Origin of the sequence: Pseudomonas lactucae, assembly GCF_036688725.1 — a bacterium.
In the GTDB taxonomy this organism is placed as follows: domain Bacteria; phylum Pseudomonadota; class Gammaproteobacteria; order Pseudomonadales; family Pseudomonadaceae; genus Aquipseudomonas; species Aquipseudomonas lactucae.
The window spans coordinates 72,698-99,489 of the sequence record NZ_JAQQPT010000002.1; the positions used below are offsets into that span (position 1 = coordinate 72,698).

General features: G+C 61.7%; 23 protein-coding genes. 8 read left to right on the top strand and 15 right to left on the bottom strand.

The genetic code is table 11. From position 1 onward, the window contains the following. Window positions 1–5: 5 nt before the first annotated feature. The 4 genes from V6M90_RS02100 to V6M90_RS02115 form a co-directional block, all read right to left on the bottom strand. The gene (locus tag V6M90_RS02100) at window positions 6–368 is read right to left on the bottom strand and encodes a hypothetical protein (protein WP_332846001.1); all 363 of its coding nucleotides are present in this window, start codon (window positions 366–368) and stop codon (window positions 6–8) included. A 2-nt stretch (window positions 369–370) separates the two neighbouring features. Beyond that, window positions 371–1,360 (bottom strand): hypothetical protein, encoded by a 990-nt coding sequence (locus V6M90_RS02105; RefSeq protein WP_332846002.1) that lies wholly within the window; start codon window positions 1,358–1,360, stop codon window positions 371–373. Window positions 1,361–1,543: 183 nt separating this feature from the next. Beyond that, window positions 1,544–2,818 (bottom strand): glucarate dehydratase family protein, encoded by a 1,275-nt coding sequence (locus tag V6M90_RS02110; RefSeq protein ID WP_332846003.1) that lies wholly within the window; start codon window positions 2,816–2,818, stop codon window positions 1,544–1,546. Beyond that, window positions 2,815–4,182 carry an MFS transporter gene (locus V6M90_RS02115; RefSeq protein ID WP_003173277.1) on the bottom strand — a complete coding sequence of 456 codons (1,368 nt, stop codon included), beginning with the start codon at window positions 4,180–4,182 and terminating at the stop codon, window positions 2,815–2,817. The genes V6M90_RS02110 and V6M90_RS02115 overlap by 4 nt, the downstream gene beginning before the upstream one ends. A gap of 106 nt (window positions 4,183–4,288) precedes the next feature. Between V6M90_RS02115 and V6M90_RS02120 the strand changes: the two genes are divergently transcribed. From V6M90_RS02120 to V6M90_RS02140, 5 genes are all read left to right on the top strand, one after another. Further along, window positions 4,289–5,188 (top strand): LysR substrate-binding domain-containing protein, encoded by a 900-nt coding sequence (locus V6M90_RS02120; RefSeq protein ID WP_003173276.1) that lies wholly within the window; start codon window positions 4,289–4,291, stop codon window positions 5,186–5,188. Between the two features lie 351 nt (window positions 5,189–5,539). Continuing rightward, window positions 5,540–5,848, top strand: coding sequence for a DUF6124 family protein (locus V6M90_RS02125; RefSeq protein WP_003173275.1), 309 nt, complete (start codon window positions 5,540–5,542; stop codon window positions 5,846–5,848). 382 nt (window positions 5,849–6,230) lie between these two features. After that, a complete protein-coding gene (locus V6M90_RS02130) occupies window positions 6,231–6,689 on the top strand; it encodes a (2Fe-2S)-binding protein (RefSeq protein WP_003173274.1) in 459 nt (152 codons plus the stop codon). Then, on the top strand, window positions 6,689–8,920 hold the full coding sequence (locus V6M90_RS02135) for a xanthine dehydrogenase family protein molybdopterin-binding subunit (RefSeq protein WP_332846004.1): 2,232 nt from the start codon (window positions 6,689–6,691) through the stop codon (window positions 8,918–8,920). The genes V6M90_RS02130 and V6M90_RS02135 overlap by 1 nt, the downstream gene beginning before the upstream one ends. A gap of 16 nt (window positions 8,921–8,936) precedes the next feature. Further along, window positions 8,937–10,280 carry a c-type cytochrome gene (locus V6M90_RS02140; protein ID WP_003173272.1) on the top strand — a complete coding sequence of 448 codons (1,344 nt, stop codon included), beginning with the start codon at window positions 8,937–8,939 and terminating at the stop codon, window positions 10,278–10,280. Between the two features lie 90 nt (window positions 10,281–10,370). Here V6M90_RS02140 and V6M90_RS02145 read toward each other — a convergent pair whose 3' ends face one another. The 9 genes from V6M90_RS02145 to V6M90_RS02185 all read right to left on the bottom strand — a co-directional run bounded on the left by V6M90_RS02145 (window position 10,371) and on the right by V6M90_RS02185 (window position 21,534). Continuing rightward, on the bottom strand, window positions 10,371–12,170 hold the full coding sequence (locus V6M90_RS02145) for a glycoside hydrolase family 28 protein (RefSeq protein ID WP_332846005.1): 1,800 nt from the start codon (window positions 12,168–12,170) through the stop codon (window positions 10,371–10,373). Between the two features lie 120 nt (window positions 12,171–12,290). Beyond that, entirely contained in the window at window positions 12,291–13,202 is a 912-nt protein-coding gene (gene kdgD, locus V6M90_RS02150) for a 5-dehydro-4-deoxyglucarate dehydratase (RefSeq protein WP_003173270.1), read from the bottom strand. 190 nt (window positions 13,203–13,392) lie between these two features. After that, the gene (locus V6M90_RS02155) at window positions 13,393–14,169 is read right to left on the bottom strand and encodes an ABC transporter ATP-binding protein (protein ID WP_003173269.1); all 777 of its coding nucleotides are present in this window, start codon (window positions 14,167–14,169) and stop codon (window positions 13,393–13,395) included. Between the two features lie 11 nt (window positions 14,170–14,180). Then, window positions 14,181–15,020, bottom strand: a complete 840-nt coding sequence (locus V6M90_RS02160) for an ABC transporter ATP-binding protein (RefSeq protein ID WP_305429219.1) — start codon at window positions 15,018–15,020, stop codon at window positions 14,181–14,183. 16 nt (window positions 15,021–15,036) lie between these two features. Further along, on the bottom strand, window positions 15,037–15,954 hold the full coding sequence (locus V6M90_RS02165; RefSeq protein WP_003173267.1) for an ABC transporter permease: 918 nt from the start codon (window positions 15,952–15,954) through the stop codon (window positions 15,037–15,039). A 32-nt stretch (window positions 15,955–15,986) separates the two neighbouring features. After that, window positions 15,987–17,591, bottom strand: coding sequence for an ABC transporter substrate-binding protein (locus V6M90_RS02170; protein WP_141064182.1), 1,605 nt, complete (start codon window positions 17,589–17,591; stop codon window positions 15,987–15,989). Window positions 17,592–17,637: 46 nt separating this feature from the next. Next, window positions 17,638–18,675 (bottom strand): ABC transporter permease, encoded by a 1,038-nt coding sequence (locus V6M90_RS02175; protein ID WP_003173265.1) that lies wholly within the window; start codon window positions 18,673–18,675, stop codon window positions 17,638–17,640. A gap of 21 nt (window positions 18,676–18,696) precedes the next feature. Then, window positions 18,697–20,307 carry an ABC transporter substrate-binding protein gene (locus tag V6M90_RS02180; RefSeq protein WP_141064181.1) on the bottom strand — a complete coding sequence of 537 codons (1,611 nt, stop codon included), beginning with the start codon at window positions 20,305–20,307 and terminating at the stop codon, window positions 18,697–18,699. 72 nt (window positions 20,308–20,379) lie between these two features. Continuing rightward, window positions 20,380–21,534: a mandelate racemase family protein gene (locus V6M90_RS02185; protein WP_042944500.1), complete on the bottom strand. Its 1,155-nt coding sequence runs from the start codon at window positions 21,532–21,534 to the stop codon at window positions 20,380–20,382. A 359-nt stretch (window positions 21,535–21,893) separates the two neighbouring features. Here V6M90_RS02185 and V6M90_RS02190 point away from each other — a divergent pair, with 359 nt between their 5' ends. Continuing rightward, entirely contained in the window at window positions 21,894–22,619 is a 726-nt protein-coding gene (locus V6M90_RS02190) for an oligogalacturonate-specific porin KdgM family protein (RefSeq protein ID WP_332846006.1), read from the top strand. A gap of 88 nt (window positions 22,620–22,707) precedes the next feature. Here the strand turns inward: V6M90_RS02190 and V6M90_RS02195 are convergent, their stop codons facing one another. Together V6M90_RS02195 and V6M90_RS02200 are read right to left on the bottom strand one after the other, a co-directional pair. Further along, entirely contained in the window at window positions 22,708–23,487 is a 780-nt protein-coding gene (locus V6M90_RS02195) for a FadR/GntR family transcriptional regulator (RefSeq protein WP_003173261.1), read from the bottom strand. 89 nt (window positions 23,488–23,576) lie between these two features. Continuing rightward, entirely contained in the window at window positions 23,577–23,720 is a 144-nt protein-coding gene (locus tag V6M90_RS02200) for a hypothetical protein (protein ID WP_003173259.1), read from the bottom strand. 282 nt (window positions 23,721–24,002) lie between these two features. On the opposite strand from V6M90_RS02200, the gene V6M90_RS02205 reads away from it, so the two are divergent. Then, the gene (locus tag V6M90_RS02205; protein WP_003173257.1) at window positions 24,003–25,241 is read left to right on the top strand and encodes a cystathionine gamma-synthase family protein; all 1,239 of its coding nucleotides are present in this window, start codon (window positions 24,003–24,005) and stop codon (window positions 25,239–25,241) included. Window positions 25,242–25,357: 116 nt separating this feature from the next. Next, window positions 25,358–26,788, top strand: coding sequence for an amino acid permease (locus tag V6M90_RS02210; protein ID WP_003173256.1), 1,431 nt, complete (start codon window positions 25,358–25,360; stop codon window positions 26,786–26,788). Window positions 26,789–26,792: the final 4 nt, after the last annotated feature.

Sequence of the window (26,792 nt, forward strand, 5' to 3'; positions counted from 1 at the left end):
GCAAACTACCAGTGGTACCAGATACTCCAGATAATTGAGGCGCCGAACCATATAGCTCCAAAATTATAGGGCCACAACGCCCAACGCTTAAGGGACAGGGGGATGGCGGCCAGCTCGGCTTCGGTCACATCCCCTCGCTTGATATGCGTTTTGGGCATTGCCAATAACTGATTGATCAGGCACATGCGGTGAAACCTGTCGATATGGGTATTCCTGCCCCAAAAACGTTTGTTATCGCAGACCACCTTGTTCTCGCTGAAGTAGCTTTCCAACTCTTCGAGCTTTGTGTATTCGACGTAGAAAGAGAGCCCCGAGAAAATCAGGCACGCTGCAAATACAAGAATTGTAAAGATGAGAAAAACATCCATGGCTAGGCGCCTTCTGGTTGAAAGATCAAGTCACCATCGATCTCCAGGATTTTACCGCCCAGAAATGCACCCCCGTCGCCAAATATATCGCCTCCCGTATACCCTCCTGCAGCGCCGCCAATAACTGCACAGGCCAACGCACCGTTTCCTTTAGCCGCAACGCCCAAAAGAATCGTACAGACTCGAGAGGCGAATTTTGCACCGAACTTCCCTCCCCCATAAGCCCCCGCCACGCCAGCCACCAACTTCCCCGTCTCCACATACTTCGCCCGCCGACACTGCGCCTCTCGCCCTTCGACACACGCTTCCTTGATCTCCAACCCTGCCACTCCCACATCCATCGCCAACCCCACGTACGTTCCCTTCCCCAACCACTTAGACGTCTGCGCAATCGCCCGCATCCGCTGTGCATATCCGGCAATCTCACCCTTGTGCAGATAGCTTTTGGTGGAAATCCCCAGCACCTTCTTCAACGCCTGATTACCCCGCAACCCCGTGCCAAATCGCGCCGCGCCTTGCATCTGGGTGTCCAGCAGTCCGAAAAGCACCTTGCGCTGACGAAAAAACGCTTCTCGATCCAAACCGCCCTCCCTCAGGCGCTGATGCAATCGCTCGATCTCCTCCAGCGTATGCGCCACCTCATTCAGGTGCCGTGACCACGCCGATGTCGCGCTGCCTATCCCCAACGAGCTGTACCCCAAAAGGCTTTGCAGCAAGTCATAGTCATTGACCACCTGAGTTCCGGCAGCATTATCCAGTTCCCGGCGAATCGCCTGCGCCTGACGTACCAGCCAGGCCTCCTCCATCGAACAGGTGACGCTGTAGGCATCGGGAACAATGATCAATTGCCCAGGCGTCACCAGCCCACGGCGCAGATGATGGTTCAACACATCGAAATGATCCGAACGTTCCCGGCTCGAACCGCCGCCCATCAAGCGGGATTTCAAGCTGTGATAGTCCGTCGTGCGGTCGTTGATATAACCCTGCGCCATGCCCTACATCCCTGGATGCAATGAAGATGGCGTCGAAATATAAGCAAGAGAATAGGCCCCGGACACAAGCCCAGGGGGTCTGAATTACATTTGGGAAGTTGCCTACATCGCAGAAAGCAAACACCTACAAAAAGCCCGGAGGCGCACGCACATGCACCACCGGGCAAAGCGAAGCGACCTGCTTCAGAAACGCGGTTTGATGGTTTTCCAGTCCGGTTGATACCGCTGCATCTGTTTCACGTCGTCACGCTGGCGAATGCCGCAGCTCAGGTATTGATCGTGCAGCTTGCCCAATTGGTCATGGTCCAGCTCCAGGCCCAGCCCCGGTGCGCGGGTGATCTGCACGCAACCGTCGATGATCGGCAACTTACCGCCCTTGATCACCTCCTCGTCCGGCTCTTGCCACGGGTAATGGGTGTCACAGGCGTAGTCGAGGTTGGGCACCGACGCGGCCACGTGGGCCATGGCCATCAGGCTGATGCCCAAGTGTGAATTGGAATGCATCGAGACGCCCAGGCCAAAGGTCTGGCACATCTTCGCCAATACCTGGGTGTCGCGCAGGCCGCCCCAATAATGGTGGTCGGCGAGCACGATCTGCACGCTGTTCAAGGCCACGCTGCGGCGGAACTCATCGAAGTCGGTAACCACCATATTCGTCGCCAGGGGCAAGCCGGTGCGCGCGTGCAGCTCGGCCATGCCGTCCAGGCCGGGGGTCGGGTCTTCGTAATACTGCAGGTCGTCGCCGAGCAGTTCGGCCATGCGGATCGATGTTTCCAACGACCAGTTGCCATTCGGGTCAATGCGCAGCGGTACGTCGGGGAAAGCCTTCTTCAAGGCCTTGACGCACGCCACTTCATGCTCGGGCTGCAAGGCACCGGCCTTGAGCTTGATGCTTTTGAAGCCGTAGGCTTCGATCATGCGCCGGGCCTGGGCGACGATTTGCTCTTCGTTGAGCGCTTCGCCCCAACTGTCGGGCTTGTAGGGCGAGTCGATGTGCTGGGCGTATTTGAAAAACAGGTACGCGCTGAACGGGATCCGGTCACGGATCGCCCCGCCGAGCAGGTCCACCAGCGGCATATTCAGCGAATGCGCCTGCAAGTCGAGAAAGGCCACCTCGAACGCCGAATAGGCATTGCTCACTGCCTTGCTCGCGTGGGAGCCCGGCGCCAGTTCGGCACCGGCCAGGCTCGCCGGTTTATGCGCCGCCACCGTGGCTTGCACAATGGCGCGCAACTGGTTGAGGTTGAACGGGTCGAGCCCGATCAGCTGTGACTGCACCTGTTGCTGAATCGCCAGCGCCGGGGCATCGCCGTAGCTTTCGCCCAGGCCGATGTAGCCGGTGTCGCTTTCGATCTCAATGATCGAGCGCAGTGCGAAGGGTTCGTGAATGCCGCTGGCGTTCAGCAAGGGCGGGTCACGGAAGGCAATCGGGGTGACGGTAACGCGGACGATTTTCAAGAGGCGGCTCCCTGTGGACCTGGACGCAAGGCGTGGTGTTGAGAAGAAGGGTTTGATGTTGGGGGGACACCGCCGCGCGGTGCGGTGCGGGCGAAGAACACCACCACGGCGGCCACCAGCGAGGTCGCGGCGAGGCCGTACAACCCGCCCTCGATGGAGCCGGTGGTCTGTTCCAGCAAACCGAAGGTGGTGGGCGCCACGAAACCGCCCAGGTTGCCCACCGAATTGATCAAGGCAATCACCGCCGCCGCGATGCGCGCATCCAGGTAGCCCTGGGGGATCGGCCAGAACAGCGCCGAAGCCGCCTTGAAGCCGATCGCGGCAAAACAGATGGCGACGAAGGCAAACACCGGCCCGCCGGTGGTGGACATGAACATGCCGAACGCGGCGATCACCAGCATCAGCGACACCCACGCCTGCTGGTGCTTCCACTTGCTGGCCAGGGATGCGAACCCGTACATGGCGACGATCGAAATCAACCACGGAATCGAGTTGAACAAGCCCACCTGGAAGTCGCCCAGGTTGCCCATTTTCTTGATCATGCTCGGCAGCCAGAACGTGGCGCCGTAGATGGTCAGGGCGATGGAAAAATAGATAAAGCAGAACAGCGCGATCTGCCTGTCGGCCAGCAGCTTGAACATCGACGGTCGCACGCTCTGACTGGCCTCGCGCGCCTGCTGCTCCAGGGCAATGGCACTGACCAGAGCGTGTTTTTCATCATCGCTGAGCCAACTGGCCTGACGGGGGTGGGACTGTAACCAGAACCACACAAACCCACAGAGTACGATGGAGGCAAAGCCCTCGATCAGGAACATCCACTGCCAGCCGTGCAGGTTGAAACCGCTGACATTGAGCAGCGCCCCCGACACCGGCCCGGAGATCACCGAGGCGATGGCCGATCCGCTGAGGAAAATCGCCATGGCCTTGCCGCGCTCACTGGCCGGCAACCATTGGGTGAAGTAGTAAATGATCCCTGGAAAGAAACCCGCTTCGGCGGCACCGAGGATAAAACGCAGGATGTAGAAACTGGTTTCGCCCTGCACAAAGGCCATCGCCATCGCCGCCGCGCCCCAGGTGAACATGATCCGCGTCAGCCAGGCCCGTGCGCCGTAGCGCTGCAGCAGCAGATTGGAGGGCACCTCAAAGATCGCATAGCCGATAAAGAACAGTCCGGCCCCCAGGCCGTAAGCCGCCGCGCCAATGCCCAGGTCGGTTTCCATATGGCTGCGCACGAAGCCGATATTGACCCGGTCGATGTAGTTGACGATGAACATCACCACGAACAACGGCAGCACATGGCGCTTGACCTTGGCCGCCGCGCGGGCAAGCAAGGTTGGGTCTGGCGGACTCTGGAGGGTATCCACGGGCAACTCCCATTGATTGTTTTTTTAAGGGCAAGTCGATGATGGACGCCGAGGATTGTTCCCGTCTAATCTAACCTGGCATGCGATTGATACCGGGATTAGATCAATGTTCGAACTGACGCAACTGCGTTGCTTCACCACCGTGGCCACCGAGCTGAATTTCCGCCGCGCCGCCGAACGGCTGAACATGACCCAGCCGCCGCTGAGCCGGCAGATCCAGTTGCTGGAGCATCACCTTGGCGTGGAACTGTTCACTCGCACTACCCGCAGCGTCGCGCTCACCGCCGCCGGCCGGGCCTTTTTCATCGAGGCGCAGAACCTGCTCGAACGCGCCCAGCAAGCGGCCATCACCGCACGGCGCTTTGCCGAGGGCGATATCGGCACGGTCAATATCAGCTTCGTCGGCAGCGCGGTGTATGAGTTCCTGCCCAAGGTGATCGCCGAGGCTCGGCTCAAGCAGCCACAGGTGAAGATCGACCTGTCGGAGATGAACACTTACCAGCAATACGAAGCCCTGCGCGCCCGGCGTATCGACCTGGGCATCGTCCGCGCGCCGTTGCTGGAACCGGGTTACGCCACCGAATGCCTGGTGCGCGAACCGTTCGTACTGGCGGTGCCGAGCAGCCATAGGCTGGCACACGCCGATACGGTGAGCGTGCAGGACCTGGATGCACAGCCCTTTTTGATGTACGCCCACGCGGCCTACCCGCCGTTCAACGAACTGCTCACCGGCCTGCTGCGCTCGGCCCGCGTGGCACCGCAATACGTGCAGTGGCTGGGCTCGTCACTGACCATCCTCGCACTGGTCAACGCCGGCATGGGCCTGGCCCTGGTACCGCGTTGCGCCAGCAGCGTGGTGTTCAAGAACGTCGTGTTCCGCGACATCGACCTGGGCGAAGGCGCGCAAAGCGAGTTGCACCTGATCTGGCGCGAAGACAATGACAATCCGGCGTTCGGGATGTTGCTGGAGGGGATTCGCAATGCGGTGCGTGAGGGGTGGGGTTGAGTGTCGATGACCGACAAACCATGGCGATCATTGCTGGCATTTGGTCATGATTTGTAAAGGGCCAGCAAGTCGTGTCCCTTTTAATTGCAGGACGTTTCCGAGACAATCCCCGCCGCCTTGCGCCTGCTGGAATCGGTGGCTAGTCTGCGGTCCGTCACTGCCAATTCAGTGATCGGGTTTAGTCGCCCGAGCCCAGTTTGCGCAAGCTATCTCCATGTTCATGGTGGCTGTGCGCAGGGCACCTTCGGGTGCGCCGGGTTCAACTGGCCGGTCGACTAACCTGCGTACAGCCGCCACCCATCGTTTAGTCGCGAAGGGGCCGGCTCCTTACCTACCAGTTGGAGCTACACCATGAACAAAGTCCTACCCGACCCACCCACCGATCCCGCCAAAGACCGCGCCGCCTTCAACCGCGCCATCGACCATTACCTGCCCACCCAAGGCTTTCACACCGTCAACGAAGACCTGAGCTTCGAAGACGCGCTGCTCTACACCGCCAGCCTGCTCGACAGCGCTTCGGCCACCGCGCTCGATTGCGGTGAGCAATTGGCAAGCCCCGAGCGGGCGAAGATCCTGGCGGTGTGGCATTTGCTGGAAATCGCCAAGACCACGGTGGATCGCTCCATCGAATGTATGAACACCTCAAAAGCCACTGCCTGAACGCGCTCAAAACTGTGGGAGGGGGCTTGCTCCCGATGAGGGAGTGTCAGTTGAAACAGCTGTGACTGACACACCCTCATCGGGAGCAAGTCGAATCGTCGCACCGCCCCTCCCACATTTGGATCGCGAGCCATCAGCCAGATACGCGTCGGCTATCAGGCCGTCACCCAAGCAAGCCCGCTCACCAAACAGGCAGCGGGCCACCAAAGCCCAACGCAGTCACCCAATCCTGTTGAATACTTGCCTGATCCTCTGAACTTGAGCCCCCTCAGATAGATACCCCTTGCGCGGTGGTCTAGAGTTCGACGATGGGCGACCTATAGTCGCACCACACCTATAAGAAACCAGCACCACCAACCGATGATCAGCAGGTGAGCCCGCCATGGAATTACGTATCAACCAAAAGGCCTATCAGGTCGATGCCGACGCCGACACGCCCTTGCTGTGGGTGATCCGCGACGATCTGGGCCTGACCGGCACCAAATACGGCTGCGGCCTGGCCCAGTGCGGCGCCTGTTCGGTGCTGGTGGACGGCAACGTGGTGCGCGCGTGCGTGACGCCAGTGGCGGGCGTGGTCGGTCGCGAGATCACCACCATCGAAGCCATCGAGGCCGATGAGGTGGGCAAACGCGTGGTCAGCGCCTGGGTCGAGCATCAGGTGGCGCAATGCGGTTATTGCCAGTCCGGGCAAGTGATGGCGGCCACCGCGCTGCTCAAGCACACCCCTGCCCCCACCAAGGACCAGATCGACGCGGCGATGGTCAACCTGTGCCGCTGCGGCACCTACAACGCCATCCACACCGCCATGTCTGACCTGGCCGCCGGGAAGGAGACCGCCTGATGAACACACCTGAACTGATCCCCGGTGTGCCCCTGGGCGAACCGATCAACCTGTCACGTCGGCGTTTTCTGGCGAGCACCGCCGTGGGTGCGCTGGTCATCGGGTTCGGCCTGCCGCTCGGTTCCGGCCGGGTGCAGGCGGCCACCGGCGTAGAACGCGGCACGCAAGTACCGGCTTTTCTGGAGATTCGCCCGGACGGTACGGTGCGCCTGCTCAGCCCCTTCATGGAAGGCGGCCAGGGCACCCACACCGCCATGGCGCAGATCGTCGGTGAAGAGCTGGATGCCGACCCGGCCACCTTCATCGTCGAAGCCGCGCCGCCCGGCGATGCCTACGTGGTGATGGACAACGGCATGCGCATCACCGGCGGCAGCATGTCGGTGCGCATGAGCTACCCGACCATGCGCCGCCTGGGCGCCCTCGCCCGCGCCATGTTGCTGCAGGCCGGCGCCGAGCAGCTGCGTGTGCCGGTGAGTGAGCTGACCACCCAACCCGGCCGCGTGGTACACGCCGCGTCCGGCCGCTCCGTGGGGTATGGCGAATTGGCCAGTCGCGCGCTGGACATGCCGGTGCCTGACCCCGCGAGCATCACCTTGCGCGACCCCGGCCAGTTCCGCTGGATCGGCAAACCGATCAAGCGCCTGGATGCCTACGACAAATCCACCGGCAAGGCGTTGTACAGCATCGATTTGAAGGTCGACGGTATGCTCCACGCGGCCGTGCAACACGCGCCGCGCCTGGGCATGACCGTCGGCAGCCTGCGCAACCAGGCGCAGGTCGAGACCATGAAGGGTGTGCACTCCGTTCATCAACTGCCCGGCGCCGTAGCGGTGGTGGCCGAACGCTGGTGGCATGCCAAGCGCGCGGTGGAGGCGATCCAGGTCGACTGGCTGGAACCGACTGCCGACTCCAAAGTCCGCGCCATGCCGGATGATTTTTCCAGCGATGGCTACCGTGACTTTCTCGCGACCCAACAAGGCCCGGCCCGCGACGACGAGAACGAAGGCGACGTGACCGGCGCGCTGAAAAACGCCAAGACCCAGGTCGAAGCCACCTACCACAACCAATACGTCAACCACGCCCAGCTGGAGCCGCCCTCAGCGCTGGCGCGCTTCAACGCCGACGGTTCACTGGATATCTGGCTGCCCAACCAGGCACCGGACATGTTCCGCGCCGACATCGCCAAGCGCACCGGCCTGGCCCTTGAACAGATCAACCTGCACTCGCCGTTGCTCGGTGGCTTTTTCGGCCGGCATTTCCTCTATGACTCGGCCAGCCCCTACCCGCAGGCCATCGCGCTGGCCAAGGCGGTGGGCCGCCCGGTCAAGTTGATCTGGAGCCGCGAAGAAGAGTTCCTGCGCGATGTACTGCGCCCGGTCGCAGTGGTCAAGTTCCGCGCCGCGCTGGACGCCGACGGCTTGCCCATAGCCATTGAAGCAGTCAGCGCCACCGAAGGCCCCACCGAAGCCATCGCCGGCAAGCAGGGCGATAAAATCGACCCCACCGCCCTCGAAGGGCTGTCGGGCAAGAGCTACGCCATCCCCAACAAACGCATCGCGCAGATCTACGTCAAAGGCCCGGCCATGCTCGGCTACTGGCGTTCGGTGGGCAATTCGCTCAATGACTTTTTCTACGAAGCCTTCCTCGATGAACTGGCGGACACCGGCAAACGCGACCCGTACGAGCTGCGCCTGCATCTGCTGCGTGACAACCCGCGGCTGACCACCCTGCTCAAGGCGGTGGCCGAGTTGTCCGGCGGCTGGAAACGCGGCCCCTACACCGCCGAAGACGGCACACGCCGTGCCCGTGGCGTGGCCATGGCCTCGCCGTTCGGTTCGCACGCGGCGGTGATCGCCGAGGTGTCGATCGAGAAAGGCCAGGTCAAGGTGCACCACATCTGGGAGGCCATCGATCCGGGCAGCGTCGTCAACCCGGCGATTGTCGAAGCACAGGTCAACGGCGCGGTGGCCCTGGGCTTATCGCAAACCTTGCTGGAAGAAGCGGTGTACGTGGACGGTAAGCCACGGGCGCGCAACTACGACCTTTACCCGATCCTGCCGCCGTCACGCATGGCCCAGGTGCACGTCAAGATTGTGGAGAGTGGCGAGAAGATGGGCGGCATTGGTGAACCGCCGCTGCCCGCCGTGGCACCGGCCGTGGCCAATGCGGTGGCGCAGTTGACCGGCCAGCGTATTCGCAGTCTGCCCCTGAGCCGACACACCTTCAGCTAACCGAGCGAGACCGCCCATGAACACCCGTCGATTCGCAAGAACCGTAGGCTGGCTCGCGCTGCCCTGCGTGGTCGCCGCCGGCCTGCTGGCCTGGTACGTCACCCGTCAACCCGCAACACCGTTCGAACAGCAACAGGCCGCCAGTGTCGACCCGGCCCTGGTCAGTCGCGGCGAATACGTCGCGCGTCTCAGTGACTGCGTGGCCTGCCACAGCCTGCCCGGTAAAGCGCCGTTTGCGGGCGGCCTGGAGATGGCCACGCCGCTGGGGACGATTCATGCCACCAACGTCACGCCGGACCGCGACAGCGGCATCGGCGCCTACAGCCTGGCCGACTTCGACCGTGCCGTACGCCACGGCGTGGCACCGGGCGGCCGCCGACTGTATCCGGCCATGCCCTACCCGTCCTACGCCAAGCTCAGTGACGACGATATCCGCGCGATGTATGCGTTTTTCATGAAAGGCGTGCAGCCGGCCAACCAACCGAACATCCCCAGCGATATTCCCTGGCCGCTGAACATGCGTTGGCCCATCGCCCTGTGGAACGGTCTGTTCGCGCCGACCGCCACCTATGCGGCCAAGCCTGAGCAGGACGCGCTGTGGAATCGCGGCGCCTATATCGTCCAGGGCCCAGGCCACTGCGGCAGTTGCCACACGCCGCGTGGGTTGGCCTTTAACGAGAAGGCGCTGGACGAATCCGGCAAGCCCTTCCTCGCCGGCGCCCTGCTCGATGGCTGGTATGCACCGAGCCTGCGCCAGGACTCGAACACCGGGCTGGGCCGCTGGAGCGAGCCGGAGATCGTGCAATTCCTCAAGACCGGGCGCAACCGGCACGCCGTGGTCTACGGCTCGATGACCGAGGCGTTCAACAACTCCACGCAGTTCATGGCAGACAACGACCTGGCCGCCATCGCCCGCTACCTCAAGTCACTGCCAGGTGACCCACAACGCGACGGCACGCCATGGACTTACCAGGCCGTCGCGACCCACAGCGCCGCCACCCCAGGCGCCCACACCTACGCCACGCGCTGCGCCTCGTGCCACGGCGCTGATGGCAAAGGTCAGCCCGACTGGATGCCACCGCTGGCCGGCGCGACCTCGGCACTCGCCAAGGAAACCGCCTCGGCCATCAACATCACGCTCAACGGCTCGCAACGCATCGTGGCCGCAGGCGTGCCGGACGCGTACCGCATGCCGGCCTTTCGCGAGCAATTGTCCGACCAGGAGATTGCCGAGGTGCTGACGTATGTGCGCAGTACGTGGGGCAATGGGGGTGGCGCAGTGGAGGTAAAAGCGGTCGAGAAGCTGCGCGGGCACACCGACCCGGCGAGCAGCAGTCCGATTATTTTGCAGATGCGCTGAATGGCCAGGACAGGCGCCTGCATCATTAAGCGAACAGTAACTGTGGCGAGGGAGCTTGCTCCCTCACCACATGTACCGCGTCTGGCCTAACTACGGTGGCGGCTGCACATCCTTGAAACTCAACCCCGAGCTGCCCGTCACCTGCCACGGGTTGGCGGTGCCGTGTTCGCTGAACACCACCGCCTCAAAACGCGAGTCTTTCAAGCCGTCGATCCGCGCCCCGGCCGCGCCGCGCAAACGCACGCGCTGGAACACCAGCCCTTCGTGGTAAGCGTTGTGCTGGCTGTCACCCTTGACCTCGATCGCCCGGCCCTGGGCGTTCTCGACGCTGACGTCGCTCACCCGAATATCCTTGAACTGCCCGGCAATCGTGGAACGCTGGTAATCGAGTTTGGCGTTCGGGTCGTTGTAGTCCAGGGTAAAGATGAACGCCTGCTTGACCGTGTTGCGAATCGCCGAATCGCGGAAGATGACGTTGCGCGCGCCGCCGCCCATGAAGTTGGTGCTCTTCATGCGTAACCCGGCGTCGGTGCCGTCGGACACATTGTCTTCGGCCAGGATGTTCTGGATCCACGCGCCGGTATGACTGCCGGCCACCACCATGCCGTGGCCTTTGCGGAAGTAGTTGTTAAAAATCCACGCATCTTGCTGGGGCGGCTGATGCACGGCGTTCGCGCCGGTGCCGGCGGCGAAATTGACGCAGTCATCGCCGGTGTCGAAGAAGTTATTGAAGACCATGGCGCCTTTGCTGTTGGCGAACTCGATACCGTCGCCGTTGTTGGCGTCGTAGGTCTTGTGGGTGGTGTTGGCCAGCACCACGTTTTCGGTCTCCAGGTTCATGATCCCGTGGAACGCCGGGTTCAGCACCGTGAAGCCGCCGTAGAACACGTTCTTGACGTTGCGCAGGGTGATCAGCGAGGAACGCATCTGCCCGTAGGCGTCCTTGACGTTCATGCCCCGCGCCACGGCCTGCTCCACCTGTGCCTTGGCCAGGACGCCGTCCTGGGCATAGCGTGTATTGTCGCTGGGCACGTAGAACGGCAGGGCCTGGCCACGCTCATCGACGACATCGGCGTTGCGCTTCCAGCCATTGCCGTCGATCGTGCCCTTGCCGACGATGCGGATGTTTTCGAACGCCTGGTGCTGGCGCGGATCGCGGGGCAAGGCGTTGATCAGCGAGGCCGGGCGCACCGTCGTGGAATACGGGTACTGGATGTACCCCGCCAGCGGGTAGTCTTCGGCACGTTCGGAGCCCAGCAGCGTCGCGCCTTCGGCCACCTCCAGGGTCATGTTGCTCTTGAGGTAGAGCGCGCCGCTCTTGTAGGTGCCTTTGGGCAGCAAGACCTTGCAGCCTGGAGTGCAGGCATCGATGGCTGTTTGAATCGCCAGGGTGTCGAGATGGATACCATCGCCTTTGGCGTCGTAGCGTTTCACGTCAAACACCGCCGCGACTTTCGTGGTGCGCTGCATCACAGGGGCACTGTCGGCGGACTCGTTGCCCTTGCCGTCCACCGAACGCACGGTGAAGCGGTAAGCCGTGTCGGGTTTCAGGCCTTGTGCGGTGTAGCTGTGAATGCCGATGCGATGGTGGAAGTGGGCAGTGTCTTGCCGGTAGAACTGGTCGATATAGGGCTTGGCCGGCGACACCTGGTCATTGTTGGCATTGCTGGAGCCCAGCAGCCTGCCGTTGGCGTAGACCCGGTAGTCCTGGATATCGGCGTGCCCGGTGGGTTTTTCCCAGACCAGGATGATCTGCTGATCGTCATAGGCCAGCGTGGGCACTTGCAGCTTGGACGGGGCTTGCAGCGCCCATGACAGCGGGCTGCAACCCAGGGCCGCGAGGGTCAGCGCGCAACGCACCGAGGATTTTTTCGAGGGTTGAAGCGGCATGTTGTTCTCCTTGTTTTGCCGGTCATCACACCGAGGCAGGTGGCAGGTGGGAGCTGTCGAGCGTTGGCGCGTCAGCCGATGACATGTCGACAGCTCCCACAGGTGATCCTGGTGAGCGCCTTACTGGGCGCCGAGGGCCTTGATCAGTACCGCCAGTTGTTCCACCTCGTCCGGCAGCAGATCGGTCAGTGGCGCGCGCACAGGGCCGGCGTCATGCCCCACCAGGCGCGCACCGGCCTTGACAATGCTCACGCCGTAGCCTTCACAACGGTTACGAATGGCCAGGTAGGGCAGGAAGAAATCATCGATCAAGCGGCCCACCGTGGCGTGGTCGTCAGCGGCCACGGCGTGGTAGAAATCCATCGCGGTTTTCGGGATGAAGTTGAACACTGCCGAGGAATACACCGGCACGCCGAGGGCTTTATAGGCGGCGGCATACACTTCGGCGGTCGGCAGGCCACCCAGGTAGGTCAGGCGGTCGCCGAGGCGGCGACGGATGCTGACCATCGATTCGACTTCACCAATGCCGTCCTTGAAACCGATGAGGTTCGGGCAACGCTCGGCCAACTGTTCCAGGCTGTCGGCGTTGAGGCGACACAGGTTGCGGTTGTACACCACCACACCGAAATCCACCGAATTGCACACTTGCTCCACATGCGCCACCAGGCCCTTCTGGCTGGCTTCGGTGAGGTAATGCGGCATCAACAGAATACCGGCGGCACCCAGGCGCTCTGCTTCCTGGGCGTAAGCGATGGCTTGGCGCGTGGGGCCACCGGCACCGGCGAGGATCGGCACCTGACCTTTGCAGGTGTCCACGGCAGTTTTGATGATCTGCGTGTATTCCTTGGCCTCCAGAGAGAAGAACTCCCCGGTGCCGCCGGCCGCGAACAGTGCGCTGGCGCCGTAGGGTGCCAGCCACTCAAGACGACGGGCGTAGGTGTCGGCACGGAAGTCGCCGGCGGCGTCAAAATCGGTCACGGGGAACGAGAGCAAGCCGGAAGACAGGACTGTTTTTAGTTCTTGTGGCGTCATGGTTCGCAAACCTCACATCAAAAATGTATGGAATACCTAAAGAGGTACGTCATCGTACAACTACAGATCTATTAAAGCTACCCGCTAAATACCCCTGATCGAAATAGCGGCACTTTACCCAGCAAAATATAGAAAAATACGAAATAAAATTCGTACGACCAAATCACAGTCGTACGATGACTACGCATTTTCAGCCGACACGACGACGTTCCGACGCCTGGCTGAAGTCCCGACTGGCCTGCACCAGCATGCGCGTGTAGTCGTGAGCGGCCTGGTCCTGGCTCAGCGCCTGGCAGTCGAGCAACTCGACGATCCTGCCGTGCTGCATCACCGCCACCCGGTCGCATAAGTGGGTGACCACCCCCAGGTCATGGGTGACCAGCAGGTAGGTGAGTTTCTCGCGTTGGCGCAGGTCCGCCAGCAGGTTAAGGATCTCGGCCTGCACCGACACGTCCAGCGCCGAAGTCGGTTCATCCAGCAGCAGCACACGCGGCTCCAGGATCAGCGCCCGCGCAATCGCCACGCGCTGGCGCTGCCCGCCGGACAACTGGTGCGGGTAGCGGAAACGAAAGCTGTCGTTCAGACCGACCTTGAGCAGGATCTCGTTGATGCGGTCATCCTTGTCCCCTACCCCGTGGATAATCAGCGGTTCACGCAGTGCGGTGTCGATGGTGTGCCTGGGATGCAGGGAGCCGTAGGGGTCCTGGAAGACCATTTGCACCTTGCGAAAATGCGCCTTGGGAATCTTGTGCTGCAACGGCGCGCCGGCAATGCTCAGGGCGCCGCTCCAGTGGCGGTACTGCCCCGCCAGGCAGCGCAATACAGTGGTCTTGCCCGAGCCGGACTCCCCCACCAGGCCGAACGATTCACCGTCGGCGACACTCAGGCTCACATCGTGCAGCACCTGGTTGATGGCGGCGCCTGTGCCGAAGCTCAGGTTCAAGGCGTGTGCTTGGATCATGGGCATGGTCAGGTTCCTTATTGAGTCAGCCAGAGCGGGTCGCGCTTGAGCACCGGAAGGTGCACGCGGCGGTTGTCCATGCTCGGCAGTGCGGCGAGCAGGCCACGGGTATAGGGATGCTCGGCGTACTGCAGGTCGCAGGCGGCCAGGGATTCGACGACGCGCCCGGCATACATCACCAGCACGCGGTCGCAGTAGTTGCGCACCAGGTTGAGGTCGTGGCTGACAAAAATCAGCCCCATCTGCTGCTGGTCCACCAGCTCTTCCAGCACGTTGAGCACTTGCTGGCGCACCGAGACATCCAGCGCCGAGGTGGGTTCGTCGGCGATGATCACTTCGGGACGGGTGATTACCATCATCGCGATCATGATGCGCTGACCCATGCCGCCGGACACTTCATGGGGGTACAGGTTGTAGACCCGCTGCGGGTCGCGGATGTGCACCTGCTCAAGCATCCGCAACACACGCTCGCGCGCATCGCTGCGGCTGGCCTTGTGGTGGGCCAGGTAGGCTTCGGCAATCTGATCGCCCACCTTGACCACCGGGTTTAATGAGTACTTGGGGTCCTGCATGATCATCGAGATGCGCTGGCCACGGATCTTCTGCATGGCCTTTTCGCTGGCCGACAGCAAATCCACTTCGCCAAACGCCATGGCCTTGGCGGTGATTTTCGCACTCTGCGGATGCAGCTTGAGCAGGCTGCGCCCCACGGTGGATTTACCCGAGCCGGACTCACCGACAATCGCCAGTTTCTCCCGCCCCAGGGTGAAGGACACATCGCGCACAGCGTGGGTTTCTTTCTGGCCACTGACGAAGCGCACATTAAGCCCTTCGACATTCAGTTTGATGGCGGACATAAAAGTGTTCCTCCGATTATTCGCTGCGCGGATCAAGGATGTCCCGCAGGCCATCGCCCAACAGGTTGAAGGCCAGGCTGACCAGCATGATCGCCGCCCCTGGCACCGCCACCAGCCACCAGCATTCGAGCATGTAGCGTCGACCGGTGGAGATCATCGCGCCCCATTCCGGCAACGGTGCCTGGGCGCCCAGGCCGAGAAAGCCCAGGGCCGCGGCGGTCAGGATGATCCCGGCCATGTTCATGGTCAGGCGGATGATCACCGACGACAGGCACATCGGCACGATGTGGCGCAGGATAATCCGCGCCGGCGACGCCCCTTGCAGCTCCACCGCGACGACAAAATCGGCATTGCGCAGCGACAGGGTTTCGGCCCGCGCCAGCCGCGCAATCGGCGGCCAGGAGGTCAAGGCAATCGCCACCACCGCGTGCTCCAGGCCAGGGCCCAGGGCGGCGATGAACGCCAGCGCCAGCACCAGGCTGGGGAAGGAGATGAAGATATCGGTCAAGCGCATGAACACCGTGTCGACCGCCCCGCCGAAATAGCCCGACACCGTGCCGATAAACAGCCCGATAGGCCCGACGATCACCGTGACCAGACCAATGATGTACAGGGTGATGCGCGAGCCGTAGACCAGGCGGCTGAAAATATCCCGGCCATATTCATCGGTACCGAACCAATGCGCCGCGCCCGGTGCCTGCAAGGCGTTGGCGAGGTTTTGCGCCACCGGATCGTGGGTGGCGATCCACGGCGCGAAGGCCGCGACCACCACCAACAGCAACGCCACCAGCAGGCCCGCCAGGGTCATGGGGTTGCGCAACAAATGCCGCAACACCCGCAGGCTACTCTTGCAAAAGGCGTCAAAGCTGGAGCCTGGCGTACGATCCACCGGGCGCTTCGCCGCCGACTCTATGGAAGACAGGTTGGCATTCATAAGCATCTTCTCTGTGTGAATTCTGGAAGCACTCAACGCTGCTTGTAGACACCCAGGTAACGGGTGGCCTCGGCATCGTCACCACTGAAACCCTTGACGTCGGCCGCGCTGACCACGGTGTCGGTCATCTGCGAGATCATCAGGATCGGCCCCACCTGCTGGTCGTAGAGGTTCTGCGCCTGGTGGTACAGGCTGATGCGCTGCGCCGGGTCGCGGCTGACCCCGGCCTGGTCGATCAGGCTGTTGAGTTGCGGGTTGAAGAACGAGGCGCGCCAGCCCTGGAAGTTCGGCAAGCCGGCGTCGTCGCTGTTGTTGGGGTTGTAGGCGAAGGTACGCAGGCTGAAATACGGGTGCGGATAACGCTCGGCACCCCGCGCCACGATGATTTCGAAATTGCGCGCACGCATTGCGCCGTACACCTGGTTGCCGGTGCCGGTGACGATGCTGGCCTTGATCCCGCCTTCGGCCAGTGTCGCTTGCAGGCGCGCGGCAATATCAATGAACGGCGGCTCCGACAAGGTACGAATGGTGGTATTGAAACCGTTGGGATAACCCGCATCGGCAAGCAGCTTTTTCGCCTTGGTCACATCCATGTGATAACCCGGGTCCGGCAAGCGCGCTTGCAACCCCAACTGCATCGGTTGCTGATTAAGCTTGCCGTAGTACGGCATCACTTGCTCATCCAGGCCCTTGTAGTCGATCAGGTTGCGCACTGCTTCACGCACCTGGGGCTTGGCAAACTCGGCTTGCTTCATGCTCATCGCCACGTAGTACATCGTCCCGCGCGGCAGTGACTGCACTTGGATCTTGTCCGAGCCATCGATGGCGCGAATATCCGGCGCGGCCATGCCATAGGCCAGGTCGAGATCGCCGCGCTCCAGCATCAGGCGCAGCGACTGGGACTCGGTCATGTGCCGCACCACCACGCGCTTGAGCTTGGCCGCGCCGCCCCAGTAGCCGTCAAAACGGGTCAGCAGCAGCGAATCGTTGGCGCTCCATTTGCTCAACACAAAGGGGCCACTGCCCGCCTCGTTCGTCACCAGCCAACCGGCGCCCAGGTCACCGTTTTTTTCATGGGCCAGCGCGGCCTTGCGGTCCACCACCACGGCGCTGGGCGAGATTGCCAGGGAGTCCACCAACAGCAGCGGGTCCATGGTTTGCGGCAGGTCGATCACCAGGGTGTGGGTGTCGGTGGCGCGGATCAGCGACTGAATGTTGTCGACGTTGTAGCCGTAGGCTTTCCAGGTGGTGGCCAGGCCGAAGTTGAGTTTCATCACGCGGTACAGCGACCACGCCACGTCTTCGGCGGTCAGCGGGTTACCCGAATGGAACTTCACATCCTGGCGCAGGTGGAAAGTCACCTGCTTGCCGTCCTCGCTGATGTCCCAGCGTTCGGCCAACTGCGGCAGGTGTTTTTCCGGGTTGCCCTGGTCGCGCTTGATCAGCGTGTCGTAGAGGTTGGCGTTGACGCCGGACGCATCCAGGCCGGGCGCGTTGGCCGGGTCGATGGAGAACAGGTTGACCATGCTCATGCCAACGATCAGTTGATCGGCCGGGGTCTTGGCGTGGGCCAGGGTCATCGGTCCGAGGGTGAGAACGGCCGCGAACAGGCCAAGGTGCAGTGTCGAAAATGTCATGAAAAAATCCTTCTTCTTATTAGTTTTATCGGTACTGCGTTGCGCATCAGCGGGTGCGTGGGTCGAACACCTTGTACAAGGCGTCGCTGATCAGGTTGAGCGCGACGAAAATCAAGCCGATCACCAGCACACAGCCCATCACCGCATTCATGTCACCGAGCATCAGGCTGCTGGTCAGGTACTGGCCGAACCCCGGCCAGGCGAACACCGTCTCGATCAGCACCGCGCCTTCCAGCAGCGAGCCGTAGGCCAGCGCCACCACCGTCAGCAACTGCACGAGGATGTTGCGAAACGCATGCCCCCACACCACTTGGCGACGGGACAAACCCTTGACCCGCGCGGTGATGATGTACTCCTGGGACAGTTGCTCCAACATGAAGCTGCGGGTCATGCGGCTGATGTACGCCACCGAGTTCAGACCCAGGATCAGTGCCGGCAGCACGATGTGGCGCAAGGCGCTGGCGAAGGCTTCCCAGTCGCGCGCCAGGCTGGTGTCGATCAGCAGCAGGCCAGTGACCTCGGGCACCATGCCGTCATAGGCCAGGTCGATGCGCCCTGCTCCACCGGCCCAACCGAGCCAGGCGTAGAACACCAGCAGGCCCATCATGCCCAGCCAGAAAATCGGCGTGGAGTAACCGAACAAGGTGATCACCCGCGCGACGTGATCGCCGAGGCGCCCCTGGTTACTGGCCGCGCAGACACCCAGCGGCAACCCGATGAGCACGCCGAACAGAATCGCCAGGGTGGCCAGTTCGATGGTCGCCGGGAACACGCGCAGGATGTCGTCCAGCACCGGGTGGCCGGTCAACAGCGCGTTACCGAAGTCGCCGTGGAGCAAGTCGTTGAGGTAAAGCCCGAACTGGGTCCAGATCGGTTTATCCAGACCCATCGAACGGTACACCTGGTCATAGGTGGACGCGTCCGCGTCCGGCCCGACCACGGCCAGCACCGGGTCCAGCGGCATGACCCGGCCGATGATAAAGGTCAGCGCCAGCAGGCCGAGCAACGTCACCAGCACCGTACCGGCGCGCCGCAGGGTATTGGAAGCGCGAGCGCCCATGACAGAGGCAGTCATAACAAACATAGTGAGCTCCTGATAAATCGATCAGCGCTTTTTGTAGACGTCGTTGTAGCGCGTGGTCGCAGCGGTGTGGCCTTGGTAGTTGGCCACGTCGCTGTACACCACCACGGTGTCGGTCATTTGCGAGACGGGCAAAATAGCGCCCACTTGCTGATCGACCTGCTCCTGGATCGCCCGGTACTGGGCCAGTTGCTTGCCGGCGTCGGGCTCGACTTCCGCGTGTTCGATCAGCTGGTTCAGCTCAGGGCTGTAGAACGACGTGCGCCAGCCCTGAAAGTTGGTGAGCTTGGCTTCATCGCGGTTATCCGGGTTGTACACCAGGGTGCGCAGGCTGGAATGTGGATGACGCTCCGCCCCGCCACCGCCGCGCCCGACGATGATGTCGAAGCTGCGCTCACGCATCGCGCCGTAGACCTGGTTGCCGGTGCCGGTCACGATGCTGGCCTGGATACCGGCCTGGGCCAGGGTCGACTGCAGGTTGGAAGCAATGTTGATGAACGGCGGCTCGGCCAACACGCGGATGGTGGTCTTGAAGCCGTTCGGGTAGCCGGCCTCGGCCAGCCAGGCCTTGGCCTGTTCAACGTTGAGCGTATAGCCGGGATCGGGCAGGCGCGCAGCCAAACCCAACGGCATCGGGCGTTGGTTGATCACGCCGTAATGCGGCATGACCGTCTGGTTGATGCCCTGGTAGTCGATCAGCGAACGCACTGCCTTGCGCACTCGCGCATCGGCGAACATCGGCTGCTTCACACTCAGCGCCACGTAATACAGGGTGCCGCGCTGCAGGGTCTGGGTGCGCACCTTGTCGCTTTTTTGCAGGGCTTCGATGTCCGGCGCGGACATGCCTTTGGCGATGTCCAGGTCACCGCGCTCGATCATCAGGCGCAACGACTGCGACTCGGTCATGTTGCGCATGACGATGCGCTTGAGCTTGGCCGGCCCCCCCCAGTAGCCGTCGAAACGGCTCATCAGGATCACGTCGTTGGCGCGCCAATCGTTGAGCACGAACGCGCCACTGCCGGCCGCGTGCGTCACCAGCCAGGCGGCGCCCATGTCGTTGCTTTTCTGGTGTTCGAGGACTTTTTTGCGGTCGAGGATAAACGCGCTCGGCGAGGTCGCCAGGGTGTTGAGCACCAGCAGCGGATCGGTAGGTCGCGGCATCTCGATCACGAAGGTCGAGGCATCGGTGGCGCGCATATAGCGTTCGACGTTTTCGGCGGTGAAACCGTAGGCCTTCCAGGTCGACGCCAGGGCGAGGTTGAGCTTGAGTACGCGGTGCAGCGACCAGGCCACGTCTTCGGCGCTCAGGGCGTTGCCGGACTGGAATTTCACGCCGTCGCGCAGATTGAAGGTCAGGGTCTTGCGGTCATCGCTGACCTGCCAGCGCTCGGCCAGTGCCGGCACCAGGCGATCAGGCTGGGCGACGTCCTGCACCAGCAACATGTCATAGAGGTTGGCATTGATCTCCGACACGTCCAGGCCGGTGGCGGCCGCCGGGTCCAGGGACAGCAGGTTGATCATGCTCATGCCGACGATCAACTGATCGGCCGGGGTCTTGGCAAAGCTTGCAGGTACCGCAGTGATAGCCAGGGCGGCGACGAATACCCGCGCCCACAGCGAAGGGAAAATAGTCATAACACGAGTGCCTTTTTTATATTTATACGGCTCTTGGGCAGCCCGGCGCATGCCGAGCCACCCGTGCAAAGGTCAGAAGCTGTTAAGCGTGTTGGTCTCGATGTAGTTGAAGTCAATGTCTTCACCCAGCCCCGGCAGGTCGGACAGGTGCACAAAGCCGTCGTTGTCCATCGGGTCTACAAGACGCTTGAGGTAGGCCGGAACTTCGTCGTAGTCCAGGTACGGGTGCAGCAGGCCACGCTCGTACCAGGTGCAATTCTTGATAGCGCCGACCACCGCCAGGTTGGCGGCGCCGTTGCCATGGATCTCGCAATCCATGCCGAATGACTCGGCCAGATGCGCCACCTTCAGGCACGGTGCAATGCCGCCGACGCCCGCCACACCGGCACGCAAGATATCGCAGACATCGTGCTTGACCCAGCTGGCGCGGCTCAGGTGTTTGCCGGACAGGGTTTCCGGACCCAACACCGGAATATCCAGTTGCCCCGCAAGCCAGGCATAGGACTCGGCGGACTCCTCCATCATCGGCTCTTCGAACCAGGCAAAGTCGAGCTTCTCCAGCTCGCGCCCGATGTACAGCGCTTCGGTGCGGCTGTACCAGTGGTAGCCATCGAGCATCAGTGCGATGCCCGGCCCGACCGCTTCACGCACGGCCGCACAGGCTGCGACATCGATGCGCGGGCTCGGGGCGAAGGACACCGGCGGCATCCAGGTGTGCAATTTGATGGCCTTGTAGCCGCGCTGCACCAGGGTTTCGGCGAACCGGCCGTAGTCGTCGGGAGTGGCCAGGCCGCCGGGCAATTCATCGCCGCACATGGTCGAGCCGTAGGCCGGCACCTTGTCGCGGAACCCGCCGATCAACTTGTGCACCGGCACGCCCAGTTTGCGCCCCGCCCAATCCCACAGCGCCTGTTCAACCAGGGCCAGCGCGCGGTCGGTCAACTGGCTGGCACTGCCACGCTGCCAATGCGCCAAATCGTGCCAGATTTTCTCGCGGTCAAACGCGTTTTGTCCCACCAGCACTTTGCGCACAAAACCATCGAGCACATAGGGGCGGATCAACTCGGGCGCGCCAAAGGCATAACCCTCCTGGCCGTCTTCGGTCTGGATGCGCAGCAAAGCCATCTGCGCCTGGGTGACGTCACCGGGGTGAGCGTGGCCGGCGCTGTCCACTGCGCGGCGGGTCGGGTAGGAAAAAACCTGGACGTTGACTGCTGTGATTCTCATGGACGTCTTGAGCCTTCTTATTGGATTTGAGACGGGGGATGTCGTCTGTTGCGATCGATCATAGGTCATCGTACAACACTTGAAAAGACCCAATAACCTCACTCCACCACCCGCGTATTTCCCGAAAAAACCAACAAAAGCCCCGTTTTTAAAGACAACCAAGGAATAACTGCATTTGCTTTGGAGCCCTATTCACTGGGCACATATATTTCAAGATGTTTCAAAATGGCAGATAACCCATAGACGAGTCATCTTGTCGTACGATAACGTATATCGGCAGCATAGATGAGATCCATACGCAACAACGCAGTGCCGCAACACCCTCAAACGACCCTAACAAAAACAAAAAAGAAGACCGTATGAACACCACCTTACGCACGCTTGTTACCGCCCTGACCTTCAGCCTGCCGCTCTATGTCAGCGCTGACTCTGCCAGCATCAACTACCGCCACCAGTTCACCGAGGAAGACAGCGCCCACGCCGATCGAATCAAGCTCAACTATCGCCTGGACAGTGGCCTGGGTTTTGAAGCAGAAATGAAATACCGCACGGCGGGCGACCGCGAAGACGTGGCCTACGACAACATGGTCAACAACGGCCACGAGTTCACCGTCAGCTACAACTACAAGCTCAGCCCGCAATCGAACTTGACCCCGGCGTTCCAGATGGACAGCTCCAAGGATTCGACCACTTACAAATTCGGGCTCAAGTACAACTACAAGATCAACGATGCCTTCTATGCGGCCACGCGCTATCGCCTCGACGCCAAGAAGCTCGACCGCGACCAGGTCGACGAAGACCTGCCCGACCACATCAAGGATGACCAGACTACGCATCGTTTTGAGGGCTGGCTCGGCTACACGCCGGCGAGCAAATGGGCGTACGAATATCAGTTCATCTATTTCAAGACCGACTACATCCGCTACGACAACAAGAAGAGCGACTACGAACAGAACCTGATCGTCAAATACAAGCTCACCAAGGAATGGGCACCGTTCATGGAGATCGGCGATGTGAAGGTCAACGCCACCTCTGAAGACCGCCAGGCACGCTGGCGCCTGGGCGTGCAGTACAACTTCATGTAACGCAACCCACGACTTGCCTGGCGCACACGCATCGTGCGCCAGGCAAGCCTGCTGCATTCAGTTCAATTGATGGGCCGACCAGCAGGTTTCAGGGCGACGCGCTCACCACGGCCGGGCCGTTCGACAATTCGGCGGCGGCAGCTTCATAGGCGCGGCGCATGCGCTCGCGACTGTTGGACAAGTGCAGGCGCATCGCGGCGCGAGCGGCGTCGGCATCGCGACGCAGGATGGCTTTGTAGATGTCCTCATGCTCACGACTCAAGCGCTCCAGGTAGGGCTCCTTATTGTCGTTGGCCAGGCGTTTGGAGTGCAGGCGCGTGCGCGGCAGGATGTTCATCCCAAGGTGCAGCATGATATCGGTGAAGTAGCGATTGCCGGTGGCCAGGGCGATCTGCTGGTGAAACTGAAAGTCCGCCGACACCGCATAGTCGGCACTCACCGCCCGCGAATCAAGCGCATCCAGCGAGTCGCGCATCACCCGCAACTGCTCATCGGTACGCCCCAGGCACGCCAGGCCGGCAGCCTCCACTTCCAGGCTGATGCGCAATTCGAGCACCGCCAGCACATCCTGCAGGGTCACGATGGTGTCCGGGTCGATCCGAAACCCGCTGGGGCTCGGGATATCCTTCACAAACGTACCGACGCCATGCCGGGTTTCCACCAGGCCCGAGGCTTGAAGACGCGAGATGGCCTCGCGCACCACCGTACGGCTCACACCGTGCTCGGCCATCACTTGCGATTCGGTGGGCATCTTTGTGCCCCGGGCCAGCTCACCGGCACAGATGCGTCGGGAAAGCTCAGTGACCAGGTCTTCGGCCAGGCTGCGGTGCCGGCGGCGAACCGTGGGCTGGACGTTCGGGTTGTCCATCAAGAACACAAATCTCGGTTTACGGAGGAATGCGCATCATAGCGCATTGGTTGTACGACAACGTAGACACGCGTGATAGGCAACCGGGGTTACTGACTCTCCTGCGCCTTGCCCTCCTGCATCTGCACCGACGATTTGCTCCCGTCGGTATTGTTCTTGGTGGCGTTATCGGCGCTGTCGAAACAGCCGTGAAGCATCAACATGCTGCACAGGACCAGGCTGAGTTTCTTCATGATGAGTCACCTGCTGACGGGTTGATGACTGAGCCGACCATTGGCCCAGTCCCTGATTTATCTGGCCGGACATCATCACGATACGTTCAACAAAACCGCGCACGGGGCTGACAGGCGGTTGCTATTGGCAGCGCAACGCCAGTGGCGAGCCGTATACCCATTAAAAAAAGATGCCCTTTGGCACCGATAACATCGTTTCTCGGGCGCACCACCAATCCCTATATTGAGCCGCACTATCCAGTGAACGAACCGACATTCACTCCATCAGTGCGAGTAGCCTCAATGAACGATAAACCTCACAGCGCTGGACTTGAAAATGCAGGCGCCGGGACCCGGGCGGTCTGGGGCGGAGAGCAAGTCAGGCACCCCTACAACGCGACGCAGACGCCTATCGTGGTCAGCGCCGCCTACGGTTACGACGACATCGACGTCTGGTACGACGTGGCGCTGGGGAAATCCCCGGGCTTCATCTATAGCCGGATGAGCAACCCGACGGTCGAAACCCTCGAAGCCAAGATCGGTGAGTTGGAAATGGCCGAAGCCGCGGTTGCGTTCAGCAGCGGCATGGCGGCCATCAGCAGTGTGCTCTACACCTTCCTGGCCCAGGGCGACCGCGTGGTGTCTACCAAGGACAGCTATGGCGGCACCAACAAGATTTTCGAGGAGTTCCTGCCGCGCATGGGCGTGGAGGTCACCTTGTGCGAGACCTTCGACCACGAGGCGATCGAACGCGAAATCGCCAACGGCTGCCGGCTGCTGTACTTGGAAACGCCGACCAACCCGACCCTGAAAATCCTTGATATCCAGCGCCTGGTGGCAGCGGCCAAGCGTGTCGGCGCCCTGGTGGTGGCTGACAACACGTTCGCTACACCGCTGAATCAGAACCCGCTGGCACTGGGGGTGGATGTGGTCATCCACAGCGCGACCAAATTCCTCAGTGGCCATGGTGACGTATTGGGCGGCCTGGTCTGCGGCACCGAAGCGCTGATGACCCAGGTTCGGCACTACCGCGAAATCAATGGCGCCACGCTCGATCCGTTCTCGGCCTACATGATCATCCGCGGCATGAAGACCCTGGTGCTGCGCATGCGCCAACAGCAACGCAGCGCCCATGCCCTGGCGGAGTTCCTGTGCACTGAACCCTTGGTCGCGTCCGTCAATTACCCCGGTCTTCCCAGTCACCCGAACCACGCGGTGGCCTGCGCGCAAATGGGCGGTTTTGGCGCCATTGTCAGTTTCGTGCTGACTGGCGGTATGGACACGGTCAAGGTGCTGCTGCCGCGCCTGCGATTTGCTCACTGCGCCGGCAACCTCGGTGCGGTCGAAACCATCTACGGCCCGGCCCGCACCACCAGCCATGTGGAAAACACACTGGAAGAACGCCAGGCGCTGGGTATTTCCGAAGGGCTGGTGCGCGTCTCGGTGGGCATCGAGGACACCGACGACTTGCTCGACGACCTGAAACAGGCGTTCGCGTTTGTGCGCTGCCTGCGCGAGGAAAAAAGCCGCGAGCCGGCCTGACCTGAAGTTTCAAACCCCACGACAGGGCCGTCTGCGGGGCGTTTCATGAAGAGGAATAATAATAAAACGTAGTGGCGAGGTTGCGACCTGCCCTAACAACTTTCATGAGAACAACCATGTCCATAAAAGAACAAAAACTCAACGCACGCGCCGGTTTCAAACAGGAAATGCAGACGCGCCATATTGTCATGCTGGCCTTGGGCGGCGTAATCGGCACCGGTTTGTTTCTGACGTCCGGCTACACCGTCAACCAGGCAGGCCCTTTAGGTGCAGTCATCGCCTACATTATCGGCGCACTGATGGTCTACATGGTCATGATGTGCCTGGGTGAGCTGGCAGTGCAGATGCCTGAAACCGGTTCGTTCAGCACCTACGCAACCCGCTTTCTCGGCCCGGGCACCGGCTACACCGTGGCCTGGCTGTACTGGCTGACATGGACCGTGGCCATTGGCTCGGAATTCACCGCAGCCGGGATCCTGATGACCCGCTGGTTTCCGGACACGCCGGTATGGATCTGGAGTGCGCTGTTCGCCGGCACGGTGTTCCTTACCAACGTGGTCTCGGTGCGTCTGTTCGCCGAGACCGAATTCTGGTTGTCGCTCATCAAAGTCGTGACGGTGGTGGTGTTTCTGGTCATCGGCGGCGGGGCTATTCTCGGGCTGTTGAATATCGACCAGGCGCACAGCATCGGCTTGGCCAACTTTACTCGAGAAGGCTTGTTCCCCACCGGTTTCATGTCGATTGCGATGACCTTGCTGGCCGTGTCGTTCGCGTTCTCGGGCACCGAGCTGATCGGCATCGCCGCGGGCGAAACCAAAGACCCTCAACGCAATGTGCCACGGGCCATTCGCACCACCGTGCTGCGCCTGGCGATCTTTTTTGTCGGCACCATTTTTGTCCTGGCCACCCTGCTGCCCCGCGAACAGGCCGGTTTGGTGGAGAGCCCCTTTGTGACGGTGTTCACCTACATCGGCATCCCCTACTCTGCCGACATCATGAACTTTGTGATCATTACCGCGCTGTTGTCGGCGGCCAACTCCGGGCTCTACGCCGCCTCACGGATGCTCTGGACCTTGAGCGACCAGGGCCACCTGCCCAAGCAGTTCTCGCAACTGACCCGCATGGGCACCCCGTTGAACGCGATTATCTTGAGCATGATCGGCGGCGGCGCATCCCTGCTCAGCAGCGTATTCGCCGCCGACACCGTGTACCTGGCGCTGGTATCGATTTCCGGGCTGGCGGTGGTGGTGGTGTGGATGAGCATCGCCGCCAGCCAAATTGCCTTCCGCCGGCACTATGTGGCCAACGGCGGCGATGTGCGCGAGCTCAAGTTCAGGGTTCGGGGTTACCCGTGGGTGCCGCTGGGCGCACTGGCGTGCTGCAGCCTGGCCTGTGTGGGGATCGCTTTCGATCCGGAACAGCGGGTAGCGTTGTACTTCGGCATCCCCTTCATCGCATGGTGCTACTTCGTGTATTACATTACCCGCAACAGCCGCGAACGACGCTTGTCGCTCACGTCCACGGTACAACCGTCCGATGCGTTCTAGGTAC

What these genes read in the sequence shown, in the direction of transcription:
- V6M90_RS02100 (WP_332846001.1), bottom strand. Translation starts at nt 368, where the DNA reads ATGGATGTTTTTCTCATCTTTACAATTCTTGTATTTGCAGCGTGCCTG.
- V6M90_RS02105 (WP_332846002.1), bottom strand. Translation starts at nt 1,360, where the DNA reads ATGGCGCAGGGTTATATCAACGACCGCACGACGGACTATCACAGCTTG.
- V6M90_RS02120 (WP_003173276.1), top strand. Translation starts at nt 4,289, where the DNA reads ATGTTCGAACTGACGCAACTGCGTTGCTTCACCACCGTGGCCACCGAG.
- V6M90_RS02125 (WP_003173275.1), top strand. Translation starts at nt 5,540, where the DNA reads ATGAACAAAGTCCTACCCGACCCACCCACCGATCCCGCCAAAGACCGC.
- V6M90_RS02130 (WP_003173274.1), top strand. Translation starts at nt 6,231, where the DNA reads ATGGAATTACGTATCAACCAAAAGGCCTATCAGGTCGATGCCGACGCC.
- V6M90_RS02135 (WP_332846004.1), top strand. Translation starts at nt 6,689, where the DNA reads ATGAACACACCTGAACTGATCCCCGGTGTGCCCCTGGGCGAACCGATC.
- V6M90_RS02140 (WP_003173272.1), top strand. Translation starts at nt 8,937, where the DNA reads ATGAACACCCGTCGATTCGCAAGAACCGTAGGCTGGCTCGCGCTGCCC.
- V6M90_RS02145 (WP_332846005.1), bottom strand. Translation starts at nt 12,170, where the DNA reads ATGCCGCTTCAACCCTCGAAAAAATCCTCGGTGCGTTGCGCGCTGACC.
- kdgD (WP_003173270.1), bottom strand. Translation starts at nt 13,202, where the DNA reads ATGACGCCACAAGAACTAAAAACAGTCCTGTCTTCCGGCTTGCTCTCG.
- V6M90_RS02155 (WP_003173269.1), bottom strand. Translation starts at nt 14,169, where the DNA reads ATGCCCATGATCCAAGCACACGCCTTGAACCTGAGCTTCGGCACAGGC.
- V6M90_RS02160 (WP_305429219.1), bottom strand. Translation starts at nt 15,020, where the DNA reads ATGTCCGCCATCAAACTGAATGTCGAAGGGCTTAATGTGCGCTTCGTC.
- V6M90_RS02165 (WP_003173267.1), bottom strand. Translation starts at nt 15,954, where the DNA reads ATGAATGCCAACCTGTCTTCCATAGAGTCGGCGGCGAAGCGCCCGGTG.
- V6M90_RS02170 (WP_141064182.1), bottom strand. Translation starts at nt 17,591, where the DNA reads ATGACATTTTCGACACTGCACCTTGGCCTGTTCGCGGCCGTTCTCACC.
- V6M90_RS02175 (WP_003173265.1), bottom strand. Translation starts at nt 18,675, where the DNA reads ATGTTTGTTATGACTGCCTCTGTCATGGGCGCTCGCGCTTCCAATACC.
- V6M90_RS02180 (WP_141064181.1), bottom strand. Translation starts at nt 20,307, where the DNA reads ATGACTATTTTCCCTTCGCTGTGGGCGCGGGTATTCGTCGCCGCCCTG.
- V6M90_RS02185 (WP_042944500.1), bottom strand. Translation starts at nt 21,534, where the DNA reads ATGAGAATCACAGCAGTCAACGTCCAGGTTTTTTCCTACCCGACCCGC.
- V6M90_RS02190 (WP_332846006.1), top strand. Translation starts at nt 21,894, where the DNA reads ATGAACACCACCTTACGCACGCTTGTTACCGCCCTGACCTTCAGCCTG.
- V6M90_RS02195 (WP_003173261.1), bottom strand. Translation starts at nt 23,487, where the DNA reads ATGGACAACCCGAACGTCCAGCCCACGGTTCGCCGCCGGCACCGCAGC.
- V6M90_RS02200 (WP_003173259.1), bottom strand. Translation starts at nt 23,720, where the DNA reads ATGAAGAAACTCAGCCTGGTCCTGTGCAGCATGTTGATGCTTCACGGC.
- V6M90_RS02205 (WP_003173257.1), top strand. Translation starts at nt 24,003, where the DNA reads ATGAACGATAAACCTCACAGCGCTGGACTTGAAAATGCAGGCGCCGGG.
- V6M90_RS02210 (WP_003173256.1), top strand. Translation starts at nt 25,358, where the DNA reads ATGTCCATAAAAGAACAAAAACTCAACGCACGCGCCGGTTTCAAACAG.